General features: G+C 54.0%; 17 protein-coding genes. 12 read left to right on the top strand and 5 right to left on the bottom strand.

Going from position 1 to position 15,957, the window contains the following annotated elements:
* Positions 1-55 precede the first annotated feature (55 nt).
* Both uraA and N0B36_RS19255 read left to right on the top strand, forming a co-directional pair.
* Positions 56-1,345 carry a uracil permease gene (uraA, locus tag N0B36_RS19260; protein WP_016157119.1) on the top strand — a complete coding sequence of 430 codons (1,290 nt, stop codon included), beginning with the start codon at positions 56-58 and terminating at the stop codon, positions 1,343-1,345.
* Between the two features lie 95 nt (positions 1,346-1,440).
* A complete protein-coding gene (locus tag N0B36_RS19255; RefSeq protein ID WP_200049399.1) occupies positions 1,441-2,142 on the top strand; it encodes a DnaA inactivator Hda in 702 nt (233 codons plus the stop codon).
* Positions 2,143-2,177: 35 nt separating this feature from the next.
* Here the strand turns inward: N0B36_RS19255 and arsC are convergent, their stop codons facing one another.
* Positions 2,178-2,537 carry an arsenate reductase (glutaredoxin) gene (gene arsC / locus N0B36_RS19250; RefSeq protein ID WP_115190349.1) on the bottom strand — a complete coding sequence of 120 codons (360 nt, stop codon included), beginning with the start codon at positions 2,535-2,537 and terminating at the stop codon, positions 2,178-2,180.
* A gap of 86 nt (positions 2,538-2,623) precedes the next feature.
* Positions 2,624-4,087 (bottom strand): beta-barrel assembly-enhancing protease, encoded by a 1,464-nt coding sequence (gene bepA / locus N0B36_RS19245; protein WP_259688838.1) that lies wholly within the window; start codon positions 4,085-4,087, stop codon positions 2,624-2,626.
* A 226-nt stretch (positions 4,088-4,313) separates the two neighbouring features.
* Here bepA and N0B36_RS19240 point away from each other — a divergent pair, with 226 nt between their 5' ends.
* The 4 genes from N0B36_RS19240 to iadA all read left to right on the top strand — a co-directional run bounded on the left by N0B36_RS19240 (position 4,314) and on the right by iadA (position 7,841).
* Positions 4,314-5,378, top strand: a complete 1,065-nt coding sequence (locus tag N0B36_RS19240) for an AI-2E family transporter (protein ID WP_016153975.1) — start codon at positions 4,314-4,316, stop codon at positions 5,376-5,378.
* Between the two features lie 165 nt (positions 5,379-5,543).
* Positions 5,544-6,203 (top strand): nucleoside recognition domain-containing protein, encoded by a 660-nt coding sequence (locus tag N0B36_RS19235; RefSeq protein WP_016153974.1) that lies wholly within the window; start codon positions 5,544-5,546, stop codon positions 6,201-6,203.
* A gap of 1 nt (position 6,204) precedes the next feature.
* Positions 6,205-6,666: a YjiG family protein gene (locus tag N0B36_RS19230; RefSeq protein WP_003037948.1), complete on the top strand. Its 462-nt coding sequence runs from the start codon at positions 6,205-6,207 to the stop codon at positions 6,664-6,666.
* An 11-nt stretch (positions 6,667-6,677) separates the two neighbouring features.
* Positions 6,678-7,841, top strand: a complete 1,164-nt coding sequence (gene iadA, locus N0B36_RS19225) for a beta-aspartyl-peptidase (RefSeq protein ID WP_259688836.1) — start codon at positions 6,678-6,680, stop codon at positions 7,839-7,841.
* 115 nt (positions 7,842-7,956) lie between these two features.
* Here the strand turns inward: iadA and bcp are convergent, their stop codons facing one another.
* Both bcp and N0B36_RS19215 read right to left on the bottom strand, forming a co-directional pair.
* Positions 7,957-8,427: a thioredoxin-dependent thiol peroxidase gene (gene bcp / locus N0B36_RS19220; protein ID WP_003835095.1), complete on the bottom strand. Its 471-nt coding sequence runs from the start codon at positions 8,425-8,427 to the stop codon at positions 7,957-7,959.
* Positions 8,427-8,999 carry a glycine cleavage system transcriptional repressor gene (locus N0B36_RS19215; RefSeq protein ID WP_019077363.1) on the bottom strand — a complete coding sequence of 191 codons (573 nt, stop codon included), beginning with the start codon at positions 8,997-8,999 and terminating at the stop codon, positions 8,427-8,429. Before N0B36_RS19215 ends, bcp begins: the two co-directional genes overlap by 1 nt.
* Positions 9,000-9,144: 145 nt before the next feature.
* Here N0B36_RS19215 and dapA point away from each other — a divergent pair, with 145 nt between their 5' ends.
* From dapA to ypfH, 6 genes are all read left to right on the top strand, one after another.
* The gene (gene dapA / locus N0B36_RS19210; protein WP_016153972.1) at positions 9,145-10,023 is read left to right on the top strand and encodes a 4-hydroxy-tetrahydrodipicolinate synthase; all 879 of its coding nucleotides are present in this window, start codon (positions 9,145-9,147) and stop codon (positions 10,021-10,023) included.
* 16 nt (positions 10,024-10,039) lie between these two features.
* Positions 10,040-11,074 carry an outer membrane protein assembly factor BamC gene (gene bamC, locus N0B36_RS19205; protein WP_016153971.1) on the top strand — a complete coding sequence of 345 codons (1,035 nt, stop codon included), beginning with the start codon at positions 10,040-10,042 and terminating at the stop codon, positions 11,072-11,074.
* Between the two features lie 111 nt (positions 11,075-11,185).
* Entirely contained in the window at positions 11,186-11,899 is a 714-nt protein-coding gene (gene purC / locus N0B36_RS19200) for a phosphoribosylaminoimidazolesuccinocarboxamide synthase (RefSeq protein WP_003835086.1), read from the top strand.
* A 128-nt stretch (positions 11,900-12,027) separates the two neighbouring features.
* Positions 12,028-12,894 (top strand): neutral zinc metallopeptidase, encoded by an 867-nt coding sequence (locus tag N0B36_RS19195; protein WP_259688835.1) that lies wholly within the window; start codon positions 12,028-12,030, stop codon positions 12,892-12,894.
* Positions 12,895-12,909: 15 nt separating this feature from the next.
* Positions 12,910-14,925: a tRNA(Met) cytidine acetyltransferase TmcA gene (locus N0B36_RS19190; protein ID WP_259688834.1), complete on the top strand. Its 2,016-nt coding sequence runs from the start codon at positions 12,910-12,912 to the stop codon at positions 14,923-14,925.
* A 73-nt stretch (positions 14,926-14,998) separates the two neighbouring features.
* Complete coding sequence (gene ypfH, locus N0B36_RS19185; RefSeq protein WP_016153968.1) at positions 14,999-15,697, top strand: esterase; 699 nt, start codon at positions 14,999-15,001, stop codon at positions 15,695-15,697.
* Between the two features lie 48 nt (positions 15,698-15,745).
* On the opposite strand, the gene N0B36_RS19180 is transcribed toward ypfH, so the two are convergent.
* A complete protein-coding gene (locus N0B36_RS19180) occupies positions 15,746-15,946 on the bottom strand; it encodes a YpfN family protein (protein ID WP_003835080.1) in 201 nt (66 codons plus the stop codon).
* Between the last annotated feature and the right edge of the window lie 11 nt (positions 15,947-15,957).

Raw genomic sequence — 15,957 nt, 5'->3', positions numbered from 1 at the left:
TTTTTGAATATAACAACCCAAGGCTAATAACAAACAACACTCAGAGGAAAACACTATGACGCGCCGTGCTATCGGGGTGAGTGAAAGACCGCCGCTTTTACAGACAATCCCGCTTAGTTTGCAGCACCTGTTCGCCATGTTTGGCGCAACGGTACTGGTGCCAGTCCTGTTCCACATCAACCCGGCTACCGTTCTGCTGTTTAACGGCATTGGTACATTGCTGTATCTCTTTATCTGTAAAGGTAAAATTCCTGCGTATCTGGGTTCCAGCTTCGCATTTATTTCCCCGGTACTGCTGTTGCTGCCGTTAGGGTATGAAGTGGCGCTGGGTGGTTTCATTATGTGCGGCGTTCTGTTCTGTCTGGTTTCTTTCATCGTTAAGAAAGCAGGAACCGGCTGGCTGGATGTCATGTTCCCTCCTGCGGCGATGGGCGCAATCGTTGCCGTCATCGGTCTGGAGCTGGCTGGCGTCGCTGCGGGCATGGCGGGGTTACTGCCAGCAGAGGGACAATTACCGGATTCAAAAACCATCATCATCTCAATGGTGACGCTGGCGGTTACGGTATTTGGCTCTGTACTGTTCCGCGGTTTTATGGCGATTATCCCGATTCTGATTGGGGTGCTGGCCGGCTACGCGCTCTCCTTCGTGATGGGGGTCGTGGACACCACGCCGATTGCGCAGGCCCACTGGTTTGCTCTGCCAACGTTCTACACGCCGCGCTTTGAATGGGTTGCCATTCTGACCATCCTGCCGGCGGCGCTGGTGGTCATCGCTGAACACGTTGGACACCTGGTGGTAACGGCGAATATCGTGAAAAAAGATTTGATTCGCGATCCTGGCCTGCATCGTTCTATGTTTGCCAACGGCCTGTCTACGGTTATCTCTGGTTTCTTCGGCTCTACGCCGAACACCACATACGGCGAAAACATTGGCGTAATGGCGATTACCCGTGTTTACAGTACCTGGGTTATCGGCGGCGCGGCAATTTTTGCCATTCTGCTCTCCTGTGTGGGCAAACTGGCTGCGGCGATCCAAATCATTCCACTGCCGGTCATGGGTGGCGTATCGCTGCTGCTGTACGGCGTGATTGGTGCTTCTGGTATTCGCGTACTGATCGAGTCAAAAGTTGACTACAACAAAGCGCAAAACCTGATCCTGACCTCGGTTATTTTGATCATCGGCGTGAGTGGTGCGAAAGTTCACATTGGCGCCGCTGAGCTGAAAGGCATGGCGCTGGCGACCATTGTTGGCGTTTGTCTGAGCCTGATTTTCAAAGTTATCAGCCTGCTGCGTCCGGAAGAAGTCGTGCTTGACGCGGAAGATGCCGACAGTCCGCAACAGTAAATCTCTTACCGGGTGGCGATGTTGCCCGGTTCTATCACGACGTATTTCTGTGTTAAACTCAACGCGATTTTATGAAATCCTGGGTTGAGGTATCTCTGAACACACCGGCACAGCTCTCTTTGCCACTTTATCTTCCTGACGACGAAACTTTCGCAAGTTTCTGGCCGGGGGATAACTCCTCTTTACTGGCTGCACTGCAAAACGTGCTGCGTCAGGACCATAGCGGGTATATTTATCTCTGGTCGCGTGAAGGCGCTGGCCGTAGTCATTTGCTGCATGCAGCTTGTGCGGAACTGTCCGCGCGCGGCGATGCGGTAGGCTATGTGCCGCTCGACAAGCGTACTTGGTTCGTCCCCGAGGTGCTCGACGGTATGGAGCATTTATCGCTGGTATGCATCGATAACATCGAATGTGTGGCCGGGGATTCGCTGTGGGAAATGGCGATCTTTGATCTCTACAACCGCATCCTGGAGTCGGGGAAAACGCGTCTGCTGATCACAGGCGATCGCCCGCCAAGACAGTTGAATCTGGGGTTGCCGGATCTCGCCTCGCGCCTGGACTGGGGACAAATCTACAAGCTGCAGCCGCTTTCCGATGAAGATAAGCTGCAGGCGTTGCAATTACGCGCCAGACTTCGTGGGTTTGAACTGCCGGAAGATGTGGGACGCTTCCTGCTCAAGCGTCTGGATCGAGAAATGCGTACGCTGTTTATGACGTTGGATCAGCTTGATCATGCATCGATCACCGCCCAGCGTAAGCTGACCATTCCATTCGTAAAAGAGATACTGAAGCTGTAAGCGCCGCAGCCGAAGAGACTGCGGCAGGTTTCAGGTTAACCGATGATTTCCAGTACCTGCTCCGGCGGGCGTCCAATTCTCGCCTGGCCTTTGGCAACCACAATCGGGCGCTCCATCAATTTCGGGTTTTCCACCATTGCCTGAATCAGCGCATCTTCACTCAGATTTACGTTCGCCAGATTAAGTGACTTATAGAGATCTTCTTTCTGGCGCATCAGCTCGCGCGCGCTGGACATGCCCAGCATCTGCAACAATTCACGCAGGGTTGTGGCGTCAGCCGGGGTTTCCAGATACAACACCACTTCCGGGTCCACACCGTTGGACTTCAGTAACTCCAGCGTTTCACGGCTCTTGGAGCAGCGTGGGTTATGGTAGATTTTAATCGCGTCTGACATGACTTCTCCTTGCATAACAATCCTGCCGGATAGCGACCAAAGGCCTTATCAGGCCTACATATCGCCATCCGGCAAGGGTTCGATAATTACATTTTCGTATACGGTTTAAAGCGCTCTTGCAATTGGCGTAGCTGGTCGATACGGGCATCGTATCTGGCCTGCTGCTGGCTACCCAGCTTGACCTGTGAGCTTGCGCTGCTGAGCATCGAAATCGCCTGATCCAGACGTCCTGCGAGGGCATACCCTTCCGCGCGGGCCGCCAGCTCCTGATCGCGGTTGTTCAGGTTGGCTTCCGTTTGCGCTAACAGATCCCAGCCGTTAGGGTCGTTCTTATGGTTAAACGTATAGCGATTCAGGATGGTCGCCGCCTCTTTGGCTTGCCCGGCCTGTAAATACGCATTTGCCAGGTTGAGCTGCAGTACCGGGTTGGTGCGCAGGTCGCGGGCGTTTTTCAACCGATTAATGGCATCGCTGGTTTTCTTCTGGCCGAGATCGATATCCGTTGCCAGGTCGAGATACCAGGCATTGTTAGCATCTGCCGCCAGCAGCGGTTGCAGTGCTTTACGTGCCTCGTCATATTTACTGGCCTCCATTGCCTGCAATGCCCGGCCATACTGCGCCGCACGTTGCTCACGTATATTGCCTTTCGACCAGTTACTCAGCAGGTCATCGGTCAGCTGGTTGCGACCAGAGTTGTACATGCCTAAGGTGCGTGCCTTGGCCAGATAAAAATCTTCTGAAGACTGGACGACAGCCGGACGCATTTGGTTGGCGCGGTTACGGGCATCCGACAGACGGCTTTCTGGCAGGGGGTGAGTCAGCAAAATTTCTGGTGGACGCGAAGAGTAACGGGCCTGATCGAGCAATTTTTCCAGAAACGTCGGCATGGCCTGGGGATCGAATCCCGAGCGTTGCAGTACCTGAATACCGATGCGGTCTGCTTCCTGTTCGTTTTGCTGCGTAAAGCTAATCATCCCCTGGCGTGTACCCGCCAGCGTACCGGTCAGCGCCGCCATACCCGCCTGCGGGCTGGCCATCGCCAATAAAATTGACCCTAACGCACCCACCCACGTTAGCGGCGCGCTGCGTTTCTGATCTTCCATTGCGCGCGCCAGGTGACGCTGCGTAACGTGGGAAATTTCGTGCGCCATAACCGATGCCAGTTGGCTTTCGTTATCGGAATAGCGGAACAGTGCGGAGTGCAAAACAACGTTGCCGCCAAAGAAAGCAAAGGCGTTGATTTCATCGTTGTTAATCAAAAAGAAGGTGAAGGGCGTTTTTACCGAGTCGGCGTGCGAGACCAGACGCATCCCCAGCGCATTAATGTATTGCGTCAGCAACGGATCGTTAATTAATGGCGCACTGCCGCGCAGCTGGCGTACATAATAATCGCCCATCTGCATTTCCTGTCCTATGGAAAGCGTACTCCCTGCCGAGGTTCCCATATCAGGCAGGGTGTCCGCGGTTCCGGCAAATGCGGGCGCAACCTGACCGATGGTCAGTGCAGCAATGAGGGTAGCAACCAGGTTTTTTTTCAACTGCCTGAACATAACCTCTGTCCTGTATTCTTTTTTGAGATAGCCATTTGACCAATGCCGTGAAGTATCGTTCACACTCCGCAAGCTTAGGGAGTGTAACTGCGAAACCTGACGATGAACACCCAGGAAAAATGTCTTTTCACTTTGCGTAATCCGCTATAAAAAGCGAAGTCTTTTTTGTGACATTTCGATACAATTCGGGATCGCAATCCCGCTATTGGATTCATGGAAGGGTTTTATGCTCGAAATGTTGATGCAATGGTATCGCCGCCGCTTTAGCGACCCCGAAGCCATCGCCTTGCTGATTATTCTGGTTGCCGGTTTTGGCATCCTGTTCTTTTTTAGCGGTCTTTTGGCGCCGCTGCTGGTCGCCATTGTGCTGGCGTACCTGCTCGAATGGCCGACAGTACGGCTGGAACATATTGGTTGTTCACGGCGTTGGGCGACATCGATTGTGTTGGTGGTGTTTGTCGGTATTTTGCTGCTGATGGCGTTTGTGGTAATGCCCGTTGCATGGCAACAGGGGATCTACCTGATCCGCGATATGCCCGGCATGCTCAATAAATTGTCTGATTTTGCCGCCACTTTACCGCGGCGTTATCCGGCGCTGATGGATGCAGGCATTATTGATGCGATGGCGGAGAATATGCGCTCGCGAATGCTCACCATGGGCGATTCGGTGGTGAAATATTCGCTGGCTTCACTGGTCGGATTGCTGACGCTGGCGGTGTATCTGATTCTCGTCCCGTTGATGGTGTTCTTCCTGATCAAAGATAAAGGACAAATGCTGAACGCAGTGCGTCGGGTGCTGCCGCGTAATCGCGGACTGGCGGGGCAGGTGTGGAAAGAGATGAACCAGCAAATCACCAACTATATCCGCGGCAAGGTGCTGGAAATGGTGGTGGTTGGCGTGGCGACCTGGCTCGGCTTCCTGCTGTTTGGCCTCAACTATTCGCTGCTGCTGGCGGTGCTGGTAGGCTTCTCCGTGCTGATCCCGTATATCGGCGCTTTCGTGGTCACTATTCCGGTGGTCGGTGTGGCATTGTTCCAGTTCGGGCTTGGCACCGAGTTCTGGAGCTGTTTTGCCGTATACCTGATAATCCAGGCGCTGGACGGTAATTTGCTGGTGCCGGTGCTGTTCTCCGAGGCGGTAAATCTGCATCCGCTGGTGATTATTCTCTCAGTAGTGATATTCGGCGGCCTGTGGGGATTCTGGGGCGTATTCTTTGCGATTCCTCTGGCGACGTTAATCAAAGCGGTAATGCATGCCTGGCCGGATGGTCAGGTCGTTGATGAACCCTAATCTGTTTGCTCCGGCGATGCAATGTCGCCGGAGCCGAACTTGTCTGACCTCTATCCACACATTCTGAATAATCTCCTCTGGTGTCGTTTTTCTCTGCGTTTGTCTTTAACTTGACCCGCGTGATGTCTTTAGTCACGCAAGGAATAAGGCCAACAGGAGAACAAAATGGGTCACAACACACACACGCAGCAGAAGGTGGGATGGGGCGGTTATCTCGCTTTTTTTATTACGATTATTCTTTTTTCCGGCATGTTTGCGAAAAGTACCGAATGGTGGCGAGTCTTTGATTTCACCGTTCTCAACGGTGCGTTTGGGCAGATTAATGCGGCGGGGGACACGGCGGTCTCTTTTCGCGGCACGGGCGGTATGGGCGCAAAAGACGGCTTCTTATTCGCGCTTGAGCTGGCGCCTTCCGTCATTCTTTCACTCGGGATAATTTCCGTCACCGAAGGGCTGGGAGGGTTGCGTGCGGCACAGCAACTGATGACGCCAGTCCTGCGCCCGTTACTCGGTATTCCGGGTATTTGTTCGCTGGCGCTGATTGCGAATTTGCAAAATACCGATGCTGCGGCAGGGATGACTAAAGAAATGGCGGAAGAGGGCATTATCACTGAACAGGAACGTGCCATTTTTGCCTGCTGGCAAACCAGCGGCAGTGCGTGTATTACCAACTATTTTTCCTCGGGTGCTGCGCTGTTTACGATGGTTACCGTCCCGGTGATTACGCCGCTGGCGGTGATCCTTGTCTTCAAATTTGTGGGTGCGAACCTGCTGCGTTTGTGGATTGCGCAGCTGGAAAATCGCCGTACGCAGCAGGAGGCGTGAGATGACAACGCAAGTACGTAAAAACGTCATGGATATGTTTATCGATGGCGCACGGCGCGGATTCACTATTGCAACAACCAGCCTGTTGCCTAACGTGGTAATGGCGTTTGTGATTATTCAGGCGCTGAAGGTGACGGGACTGCTTGAGATTGTCGGGCGGGTATGTGAGCCGGTAATGGCGCTGTGGGGACTGCCGGGGGAATCTGCTACCGTACTGCTGGCGGCAGTGATGAGTATGGGAGGCGGCGTCGGTGTTTGCGCCAGCCTGGTTGTCGCCGGTACGCTTTCGGGACATGATGCTACGGTGCTGTTACCGGCTATCTACCTGATGGGCAATCCGGTGCAAAATGTGGGACGCTGTCTGGGTACCGCGGGGGTCCATCCCCGTTATTACCCGCTTATTATTGCGGTATGCGTAATTAATGCGCTGCTCTCTATTTGGGTTATGCAGGTTATTGCCTGACAAGGAAGGTTATGAACTGTTCCATTCTTAATTTGACGTTGTTCCTGCAGGGACACGTGTACGCGCCGGAAGATTTAGGACGCCAGGATATACTGGTATCTGGCAGCAAAATTGTTGCCATCGCGCCGTCGATTTCCCCTGACGATTTTCCTGGCTGCGAGTGTATCAATCTTGACGGTGCGATTGTGTGCCCAGGATTTATCGATCAACACGTCCATCTGATTGGCGGCGGCGGAGAAGCGGGGCCGCACACCCGCACGCCGGAAGTGCGCTTGTCGCGGCTGGTTGAAGCTGGCGTCACCTCGGTGGTGGGATTGCTGGGGACAGATGGTATTACCCGTCACCCTGAATCGCTGCTGGCGAAAACCCGCGCGCTGGAATTTGAAGGCATCAGCGCATGGATGCTGACCGGGGCGTATTCTCTGCCTTCCCCGACCATCACCGGCAGTATCGATCGCGATGTGGCGCTGATCGATAAAATCATTGGCGTGAAATGTGCTGTTTCAGACCATCGTTCTTCAGCCCCGGACACCTCGGCGCTGGCAACCATGGCGGCGCAGTCGCGCGTTGGCGGATTGTTAGGGCGCAAGCCGGGGATTAGCGTCTTCCATATGGGCGACAGCCCGCGCATGCTGGAGCCGTTGTACCAGATCCTCGACAGTTGCGATGTACCGATTACCAAGCTGCTGCCCACACACGTCAATCGTGCGGAACCGTTGTTTCAGTCGGCGCTGGAGTATGCCCGCAAAGGCGGTTATATCGACATTACCAGCAGCATTGATAAACCCGTCGACCCGGCCACGGCTATCGCCACGGCGCTACGCCAGAACGTGCCGCTGTCGCGTATTACCTTGAGTTCGGATGGTAACGGTAGCCAGCCGGAATTTGATGACTACGGTAATCTTACCGGCATCGGTGTCGCAGGGTTTGAATCACTGGCTGAAACAGTGCGCCAGTTGGTGAAGGTTCATGCCATACCGCTGGAACTGGCGCTGTGTCCGCTGACGCGAACGGTCGCAGAATTTTTGGGACTGGAGCATAAAGGGCGTCTGGCGGTGGGATGCGATGCCGACATTCTGGTGCTCAATGATGCGCTTGAAGTTCATCACCTGTGGGCGAAGGGCAAAGCCGTCGTCAGAGAGAAAAAAGCCTGTGTAAAAGGGACGTTTGAATAAACGACGTTGATGCCGGATGGCGGCGTAAACGCCTTATCCGGCTACGGAGTTATGCGGATGGTGGCCTGATAAGACGCGTGGCGTCACCATCAGGCGCTATCCGGCAAAATGTAAATCAGGCGTTCTCTTTCAGCCAGTTCATTACCACGTCGTGGTGGTTGCTGGTTTTGAAGTCATCAAACACATGCTCAATTTTCCCTTCAGCATCAATCAGGAAGCTGATGCGGTGGATGCCATCATAGGTTTTGCCCATAAATGACTTCTCACCCCAGACGCCGAACTGCTCGCAAACCTGGTGATCTTCGTCGGACAGGAGCGTGAAGTTAAGGACTTCTTTCTCCGCGAATCGGGAAAGCTTCTCTGGTTTATCGGTGCTGATTCCCAGCACTTCAACACCTGCTTTTTTTAACTCATCCATGTTATCGCGCAGGCCGCAGGCCTGAACGGTACAGCCGGGTGTCATGGCTTTCGGGTAAAAATAAACCAGAACACGCTGTCCCTGGAAGTCGGTTAAATTTACTTGTTCTCCGTCTTGATCCGGCAAGCTAAATTTCGGTGCGATATCACCGGCTTTCAGTGGGTTCATTACTTAACTCCATCCTGTTCATCATGCTGTGAGTAATTGACGACGTTAATACTGCCTTGCGCATTGAGTTCTGTACAGAGTGCTTTAAACGCATCTTCAATATTTGCCGAATCATGTGACGCAGGACTATGTGCGGTAATTTGAATAAACAGCTGTGCCGCCTTTTCGTTCTCAGCCGGTTGCGTGCGTGAAACCAGTTCCGCAATATTCATTTGGTGGCTGTCAAACAGGGCGGTAAAGCGTTCAATCAAATGCGGAGAATCAGGAACATCGACCTGCACCCATACCGTAGCGGGCATCGCCGGACGGGGGCGTGCGGTCGTGCGCTTCATCACAATCAGTAAATCCAGCTCTGCACCTTTCAACGGCAAGGTTGATTCAATTAGGGTAATGGCATTCCAGGTGCCCGACAGCAACATGATAAACGTGAACTCGTCACCCAGCATGGCCAGTCGGCTGTCTTCGATATTACAGCCGCAACTGCTGACATGACGTGTGATGGTGTTCACAATTCCCGGGCGGTCAGCACCCAGCGCAGTAATGACCAGATAGTGTTGCGATGACGATGTCAAACCTGTTCTTCCTTTGAGCGGTGAGGTAATCATAAGGAAAGCATAAAAAAAACATGCATACAACAATCAGAACGGCTCTGGTCGCTTGCTTTTATTGTCGTACCAAACGTACCATTGAGACACTTGTTTGCACAGAGGATGGCCCATGTTCACGGGAAGTATTGTCGCGCTTGTTACGCCGATGGATGAGAAAGGTAAAGTCTGCCGGTCGAGCCTGAAAAAACTGATTGATTATCATGTCGCCAGCGGCACCTCGGCGATCGTTTCGGTTGGCACCACCGGTGAGTCTGCCACCCTGAGTCATGATGAGCATGGCGATGTGGTGATGATGACCCTGGAGCTGGCCGACGGGCGTATTCCGGTGATTGCCGGAACCGGCGCTAATGCGACCGCGGAAGCCATTAGTCTGACGCAGCGTTTCAACGACAGTGGTGTTGTCGGCTGCCTGACGGTGACGCCTTACTACAACCGCCCAACCCAGGAAGGTTTGTTCCAGCATTTCAAAGCCATCGCTGAACATACTGACCTGCCGCAAATTCTGTATAATGTACCGTCCCGTACCGGCTGCGATATGTTGCCGGAAACCGTTGGTCGCCTGGCGAAAGTAAAAAATATTATCGCTATTAAAGAGGCCACGGGGAACTTAAGTCGCGTTCACCAGATCAAAGAGCTGGTTTCAGACGACTTTATTCTGCTCAGCGGTGATGACGCGACCGGACTGGATTTTATGCAGCTCGGTGGTCATGGCGTGATTTCCGTGACGTCTAACGTTGCGGCACGCGATATGGCCGAAATGTGCAAACTGGCGGCAGCCGGGAACTTTGCCGAGGCGCGGGTGATTAACCAGCGTCTGATGCCGTTACACAACAAACTATTTGTCGAACCCAATCCTATCCCAGTGAAATGGGCGTGTAAGGAGTTGGGACTTGTGGCGACCGATACGCTACGTCTGCCGATGACGCCAATCACGGATAATGCTCGTGAAATCGTCAAAGCGGCGCTTAAGCATGCCGGTTTGCTGTAAAGTTTAGGGAGATTTGATGGCTTACTCAGTACAAAAGTCGCGCCTGGCCAAGGTTGCGGGTGTTTCGCTTGTTATGTTGCTCGCGGCCTGTAGTTCTGACTCGCGTTATAAGCGCCAGGTGAGCGGTGATGAATCCTATCTGGAGGCCGCACCGCTTGCTGAGCTTCACGCTCCAGCTGGGATGATTCTGCCGGTTATGTCGGGTGACTATAATATCCCGGTCACCAACGGCAGCGGTGCCGTTGGTAAAGCGCTGGACATTCGCCCGCCGGCTCAGCCGTTAGCACTAGTCACCGGTGCTCGCACTCAGATCGCGGGTGATACGTCGACATTGCTGGTGGAAAATGGTCGTGGCAACACGCTGTGGCCACAGGTCGTTAGCGTCATTCAGTCTAAAAACTACACGATCACCAAACGTGATGATGCCAGCCAGACGTTGACCACCGACTGGGTTAACTGGAACCGTCTGGATGAAGACGAGCAGTACCGTGGACGTTATCAAATCTCGGTTAAACCGCAGGGTTATCAGCAAGCGGTAACGGTGAAACTGATTAACCTCGAGCAGGCGGGTAAACCCGTAGCTGATCCAGCATCAATGCAGCGTTACAGCGCTGAGATGATGAACGTTATCTCCGCAGGTCTGGATAAGAACGCCACTGACGCCGCGAATGCCGCGCAGAACCGCTCTGCCGCCACCATGGATGTTCAGAGTGCTGCCGATGACACCGGTTTACCGATGCTGGTGGTACGTGGACCGTTCAACGTGGTATGGCAGCGTCTGCCGGCAGCGCTTGAGAAAGTGGGGATGAAAGTGACCGACAGCACCCGTTCTCAGGGCAGCATCGCCGTGACCTACAAACCACTGTCTGATAGCAACTGGCAGGAGCTGGGCGCAAGCGATCCGGGTCTGGTATCCGGCGACTATAAACTGCAGGTCGGTGATTTAGACAACCGCAGTAGCTTGCAGTTTATCGATCCGAAGGGGCATACCCTGACGCAAAGCCAGAACGACGCGCTGGTCGCCGTCTTCCAGGCAGCGTTCAGTAAGTAAAAATAAAGGGCTGGATAACTCCAGCCCTTTTTTTCTGATATGATACGCAAACGTGTGCGTCGGCAGAAAAACGCAATATTTATCGTTAATTCACACCCAGGAGTAATAAAGATGCAAAAGCAAGCTGAGTTGTATCGTGGTAAAGCGAAGACCGTATACAGCACGGAAAACCCGGACCTGTTGGTGCTCGAATTCCGCAATGATACGTCAGCAGGGGATGGCGCGCGCATTGAACAGTTTGATCGTAAAGGCATGGTGAACAACAAGTTCAACCATTTCATTATGACTAAACTGCAAGAAGCGGGCATTCCTACCCAGATGGAGCGACTGCTTTCCGATACTGAATGTCTGGTGAAAAAACTGGAGATGGTACCGGTTGAATGTGTGGTTCGTAACCGCGCAGCAGGCTCCCTGGTTAAGCGTTTAGGCGTTGAGGAAGGTATTGAACTGAATCCGCCGCTGTTTGATCTGTTCCTGAAAAACGATGCTATGCACGATCCAATGATTAACGATTCCTATTGCGAAACTTTTGGTTGGGTGAGCAAAGAGAATCTGGCGCGTATGAAAGAGCTGACCTACAAAGCCAACGACGTGCTGAAAAAGATGTTTGATGATGCCGGTCTGATTCTGGTCGACTTCAAACTTGAATTTGGTTTGTATAAAGGTGAAGTGGTCTTGGGCGATGAGTTCTCACCGGACGGCAGCCGTCTGTGGGACAAAGAAACGCTGGATAAAATGGACAAAGATCGCTTCCGCCAGAGCCTGGGCGGCCTGATCGAAGCCTATGAAGCCGTCGCGCATCGTCTGGGTGTGAAGTTAGACTAATCCTCCCCTGAGCCGGCGATCGCTCTCCGGCTCATCAATCCCGCCGATTTTGATTACTGTTTCTTATGGTAATCCTGTTCCGAACCGCCTACGATCATCATCATAATGAATAAAAAGTTGAGGTGATTATGCGCTGGCAAGGGCGTCGTGAAAGTGACAATGTGGAAGACAGACGAAATAGCTCCGGTGGCGGCCCTTCTATAGGCGGCCCTGGTTTTCGTTTGCCCAGTGGTAAAGGCGGCATCATCCTGCTGATTGTGGTGCTGGTGGCGGGATATTATGGCGTGGATCTCACCGGATTAATGACCGGCCAGCCAGTTTCCCAACAGCAATCATCACACTCCATCAGCCCAAATGATGATGAAGCAGCAAAATTTACCTCGGTGATTCTGGCCACCACGGAAGATACCTGGGGGCAGCAGTTTGAAAACATGGGCCGGACCTACCAACAGCCGAAGCTGGTAATGTATCGCGGAGCGACGCGTACCGGCTGTGGCGCAGGTCAGTCGGTGATGGGGCCGTTTTACTGCCCGGCGGATGGTACGGTGTATATCGACCTCTCATTTTATGATGACATGAAAAACAAGCTGGGCGCCGATGGTGATTTTGCTCAGGGCTATGTTATCGCCCATGAAGTGGGCCACCACGTGCAGAAACTGCTGGGTATTGAACCGAAAATTCGCCAGATGCAGCAGAATGCCTCACAGGTTGAGGTGAACCGTCTTTCCGTACGTATGGAACTGCAGGCGGACTGCTTTGCCGGCGTCTGGGGCAACAGTATGCAGCAGCAGGGCGTGCTGGAGTCCGGCGACCTGGCTGAAGCGCTGAACGCCGCTCAGGCTATTGGCGACGATCGCCTGCAGCAGCAGGGACAAGGACGCGTTGTGCCGGACAGCTTTACCCACGGCACTTCTGAGCAGCGGCTTAGCTGGTTCAAACGCGGTTTTGACAGCGGCGATCCGGGACAATGTAATACTTTTGGTAAAGGCATTTAAGCTACTGAGGCAGGGATGTCTGATAATACGGCGCTGAGCGCGTTAACCGAACAGATGGCCCACGAAGGGATCCGTCGTCTGCTGATTATCAGTGGCGAGGGGAACTGGTGTCAGGAGCGGGCATTAGCGCTACGCGACACGTTACCCGGCGACTGGTTATGGGTGGGCGCCCCCGCCCCTGCTGAGCCAAACTGTACGCCACAGGCGCTGCAAACGTTATTAGGCCGCGAGTTTCGTCATGCGGTTTTTGACGCCGGGCAGGGATTTGACGCTGCGGCGTTTGCCGCCTTAAGCGGAACGCTGATCGCCGGGAGCTGGCTGGTTTTGCTGACTCCCCCCTGGCATACCTGGCACACGCATCCGGACGTGGATTCACTGCGCTGGAGCGACTGTGCTGAACCTATCCCAACGCCGCACTTTGTTGAACATGTCAAACGGGTGATTTCCCGTGACGGACAGGCTCTGCACTGGCAGCAGCATCACGCAGTTTCCAGCCCGCGTTTTCCTGTTCGTGCAGTCTGGCACGCGGCAACCGGTTACCCTCAGCCTGAACAGGCGATGATTTTAACCCAGTTGCTGGATATGCCTCCCGGCGTGGCTGCGGTCACAGCTGCACGTGGCCGGGGCAAATCGGCTCTGGCAGGGCAACTGATAGCACGTATCAACGGGACCGCGATTGTCACCGCGCCTGCTAAAGCGGCAACGGATGTGCTGGCGCAATTTGCCGCAGAGCGTTACCGCTTTATGGCCCCGGATGCGCTGTTAAGCAGTTCTGCAACCGCAGACTGGCTGGTTGTGGATGAAGCCGCCGCGATCCCCGCGCCGCTGCTGCACCAACTGGTTGCGCGTTTCCCTCGTACGCTGTTAACCACCACCGTTCAGGGCTACGAGGGTACCGGCAGAGGCTTTTTGCTGAAATTCTGCGCCCGCTTTCCCCATCTTCGACGCTATGAGTTGCAACAACCCGTGCGCTGGGCGCAGGGATGTCCGCTGGAGAAAATTGTCAGCGATGCGCTGGTGTTTGACGACGAAACCTTTGCGCATGCCCCCTTGGGGGAGCTTAACTTCTCGGCATTTGAGCAACTCTCATGGCAGACAAACCCGGCGCTTCCGTTAGCGGTATATCAGCTGCTTTCCGGCGCGCATTATCGCACCTCGCCACTGGATCTGCGGCGAATGATGGACGCGCCGGGTCAGCATTTTCTTCAGGCTTCGGCTGCTGACTCGGTGGCGGGAGCCGTCTGGCTGGTCGACGAGGGGGGATTATCCGCAGAATTAAGCCAGGCCGTCTGGGCCGGATATCGCCGACCAAGAGGAAATCTGGTTGCGCAGTCACTGGCGGCGCACGGCGGAGACCCATTGGCGGCGACGCTCGTCGGGCGGCGGGTCAGTCGAATTGCGGTTCATCCCGCGCGTCAAAGGGAAGGTATTGGGCAACAGCTGATTCTGCAGGCCCGGCACTATTGCACGCAGTGCGACTATCTGTCCGTCAGCTTTGGTTATACGGCTGAATTATGGCGTTTCTGGCAGCGCTGCGGTTTTGTCCTGGTACGGATGGGCAATCATCGGGAAGCCAGCAGCGGCTGTTATACCGCTATGGCGGTGCTGCCCATCAGCGAAGCGGGAAAACGCCTTGCCTGGCGGGCGCACCAGCGCCTGCGACGGGATGCGGAGATTCTTGCGCAGTGGAACGCAGAGCGCCTTCCGCTGGTACCACTGAAAGAGACTACGCTTAATGAGGATGACTGGGGTGAGCTGGCTGGGTTTGCCTTCGCGCATCGACCATTACTGACATCATTAGGTTGTCTGAGTCGTTTGCTTGAGCGCAGCGAGTTACCTCTTCCGGCATTGCGCGGGCGTATACAGGCTCAACGCAGCGATGCTGAATTGTGCCAACAGTTGAAAATATCGGGTCGCAAAGCGCTGTTGGCAGTTCAGCGCACCGAGGCGGCGCAGGCCTTAAAACAGCTGGATGCTGAGCGTGAACAACGGCTACATAATCGCATTATGCAATGGCAATTTTTTCACTAACTTCTTCAATTTCCTGGCATGGTCATTGCGGTTAAGCGGCGTAGAATGATTCTCATCAGTTAAGGAGATCGCCATGAAACATGACCATTTTGTTGTTCAAAGTCCCGATAAACCCGCTCAACAGCTCTTGTTGCTGTTTCATGGCGTCGGCGATAACCCGGTTGCCATGGGCGAAATTGGCTCCTGGTTTGCGCCGCTGTTTCCGGATGCGCTAATCGTCAGCATTGGCGGGGCAGAGCCTTATGGTACGACTTCCGGGCGTCAGTGGTTTTCGGTACAGGGGGTAACGGAAGAGAACCGCCAGGCGCGTATTGACGCGATTATGCCGGTCTTTATCGAAACCGTTCGCTACTGGCAGAAGCAAAGCGGCGTTTCGCCTCAGGCGACCGCGCTGATTGGTTTTTCTCAGGGCTCGATTATGTCGCTTGAGAGTATTAAAGCCGAGCCTGGGCTGGCGTCGCGGGTCATCGCCTTTAATGGTCGCTATGCCACGTTGCCGGAGGTTGCAACCACCGCGACGACGGTGCATTTGATTCACGGCGGTGAAGACCGGGTGATTGAGTTATCTCATGCCGTTGCCGCACAGGAGGCGTTAATACGTGCCGGTGGGGATGTGACGCTGGATATCGTCGAAAATCTGGGGCACGCCATTGATGAACGCAGTATGCAGTTTGCGCTCGACCACCTGCGTTTTACCGTACCGAAGCACTACTTTGATGAAGCGCTGAGCGGTGGTAAGCCTCACGATGATGATGTGATTGAGATGATTTAACCCGCAGGCCGGATGGCGATGTGAAACCGCCATTCGGCCTACGTTGGCTTATTTCTTCGGTTGATCCTTGTTTGGCCAATCGTCGTCGTCATCCCATTTATCGTTAAAATCACGATGCGGGGGAAGCTCCGGCTTATTGGCAAGAAATTTCTTGTGGTCGACGCGCTTGAGATCTTTAATCACGTTCAGCAATACGCCTACCAGAAACACCAACACTAGAATCCACCAGTATTTTGCCAGCCAGTCCATGCTCATTTCCT

This window comes from Citrobacter sp. XY323 (genome assembly GCF_025106035.1).
GTDB lineage: Bacteria > Pseudomonadota > Gammaproteobacteria > Enterobacterales > Enterobacteriaceae > Citrobacter > Citrobacter braakii.
Note: the sequence above shows the minus strand (reverse complement) of the source record. Positions and strands in the feature narration are given on the sequence as shown.

Bases quoted from the DNA above. Each gene is read 5' to 3' on its own strand.
- uraA (WP_016157119.1), top strand. From the start codon at position 56: ATGACGCGCCGTGCTATCGGGGTGAGTGAAAGACCGCCGCTTTTACAG.
- arsC (WP_115190349.1), bottom strand. From the start codon at position 2,537: ATGTCAGACGCGATTAAAATCTACCATAACCCACGCTGCTCCAAGAGC.
- bepA (WP_259688838.1), bottom strand. From the start codon at position 4,087: ATGTTCAGGCAGTTGAAAAAAAACCTGGTTGCTACCCTCATTGCTGCA.
- N0B36_RS19240 (WP_016153975.1), top strand. From the start codon at position 4,314: ATGCTCGAAATGTTGATGCAATGGTATCGCCGCCGCTTTAGCGACCCC.
- N0B36_RS19235 (WP_016153974.1), top strand. From the start codon at position 5,544: ATGGGTCACAACACACACACGCAGCAGAAGGTGGGATGGGGCGGTTAT.
- N0B36_RS19230 (WP_003037948.1), top strand. From the start codon at position 6,205: ATGACAACGCAAGTACGTAAAAACGTCATGGATATGTTTATCGATGGC.
- iadA (WP_259688836.1), top strand. From the start codon at position 6,678: ATGAACTGTTCCATTCTTAATTTGACGTTGTTCCTGCAGGGACACGTG.
- bcp (WP_003835095.1), bottom strand. From the start codon at position 8,427: ATGAACCCACTGAAAGCCGGTGATATCGCACCGAAATTTAGCTTGCCG.
- dapA (WP_016153972.1), top strand. From the start codon at position 9,145: ATGTTCACGGGAAGTATTGTCGCGCTTGTTACGCCGATGGATGAGAAA.
- bamC (WP_016153971.1), top strand. From the start codon at position 10,040: ATGGCTTACTCAGTACAAAAGTCGCGCCTGGCCAAGGTTGCGGGTGTT.
- purC (WP_003835086.1), top strand. From the start codon at position 11,186: ATGCAAAAGCAAGCTGAGTTGTATCGTGGTAAAGCGAAGACCGTATAC.
- N0B36_RS19195 (WP_259688835.1), top strand. From the start codon at position 12,028: ATGCGCTGGCAAGGGCGTCGTGAAAGTGACAATGTGGAAGACAGACGA.
- N0B36_RS19190 (WP_259688834.1), top strand. From the start codon at position 12,910: ATGTCTGATAATACGGCGCTGAGCGCGTTAACCGAACAGATGGCCCAC.
- ypfH (WP_016153968.1), top strand. From the start codon at position 14,999: ATGAAACATGACCATTTTGTTGTTCAAAGTCCCGATAAACCCGCTCAA.
- N0B36_RS19180 (WP_003835080.1), bottom strand. From the start codon at position 15,946: ATGGACTGGCTGGCAAAATACTGGTGGATTCTAGTGTTGGTGTTTCTG.